The following is a 1333-nucleotide window of genomic DNA, read 5'->3' as shown; positions in this document are numbered from 1 at the left end:
TGTTCCGGACCGGGTTTGATGGAGACATCGAAACCTGGGAGGAACACCGGTAATGCCCGCACCGAAGAAGTACGACGATGAACTGCGTGAGCGCGCGACCCGGCTGGCCCTGGACGCCCGGCGTGACCCGGCGTCGGCGGCTGGTGCGATCCGGCGGATCGCTGATCAGCTCGGCGTTCATCCCGAGGCGTTGCGCACCTGGGTGAAGAGGGCCGAGACCGAGGCGGGACAGCGGCCGGCCACCAGCAGCAGTGACGCCGAACGTATCGCCGCGCTCGAGCGGGAGAATCGCGAGTTGCGGCGGGCGAACCAGATCCTGAAGTCCGCGGCGTCTTTCTTCGCGGCCGAGCTGGACCGTCCACCGCGATGAAGGTCGCGTTCGTCGACTCGCAGAAGGAAGAACACGGCGTCCAGCCGGTCCTGCAGGCGCTGGAAGGCACGCCGGCGCAGATCGCACCGTCGACCTACTACGCCGCCAAGACCCGCTGCGCCAGCGCCCGATCACGACGCGACAGCGAACTGACCGAGATGATCAAACAGATCCACGCCGAGAACTACGGCGTCTACGGCGCCCGCAAGATCTGGCACGAGCTGCGGCGACGTGGTGTGCCGGTGGCCCGCTGCACCGTCGAACGGCTGATGCGCGCCGCCGGACTACGCGGCCTGCTGCGCGACAAGTCACCACGCACCACCCGGCCCGCACCCGAGACCGACCGGCCTCGTGACCTGGTCAAACGCGACTTCACCGCCACAGCACCGAACCAACTGTGGGTCGCGGACCTGACCTACGTGCGCACGAGCGTCGGCTGGGTGTACGCCGCGTTCGTCCTCGACGTGTACTCCCGCATGATCGTCGGCTGGCAGGTTTCCACCAGTCTCTACACCGACCTGGCCCTCGACGCGCTGAAAATGGCGCTCTGGCGCCGCCAGAATCAAGGCGCTGACCTGCAAGGACTCGTCCACCACTCCGACCGGGGAGTCCAATATCGAGCGATCCGCTACAGCCAGCGGCTCGCCGAAGCCGGCGCCGTCGCCTCGATCGGCTCGAAGGGCGACTCCTACGACAACGCGATGGCCGAGGCGTTCAACTCCCTATACAAAGCCGAACTCGTCCGCAACCAAGGACCCTGGCGCGGACTCGACGACCTGGAAATGGCCACCGTCGAATACATCGACTGGTACAACAACCGCCGCCTGCACGGCGAACTCAGCCACATCCCACCCGCCGAGCACGAGGCCCTACACGCGATGACCCAACCGGTCACCGCACCCCTGAAAACCAGCTAACCAACTCTCCACCAAACCCGGGGCTTGACACTTTGGTCGAAGGTTG

General features: G+C 66.2%; 1 pseudogene. It reads left to right on the top strand.

Annotated elements, in window-relative coordinates:
* The first annotated feature begins 52 nt into the window (after positions 1–52).
* A pseudogene (locus QMG73_RS46100) lies at positions 53–1287 on the top strand (IS3 family transposase).
* Positions 1288–1333: the final 46 nt, after the last annotated feature.

The organism is Phytohabitans aurantiacus, assembly GCF_027923225.1.
GTDB classification, from domain to species: domain Bacteria; phylum Actinomycetota; class Actinomycetes; order Mycobacteriales; family Micromonosporaceae; genus Phytohabitans; species Phytohabitans aurantiacus.
This window is presented reverse-complemented; position numbering and strand designations above follow the sequence as displayed.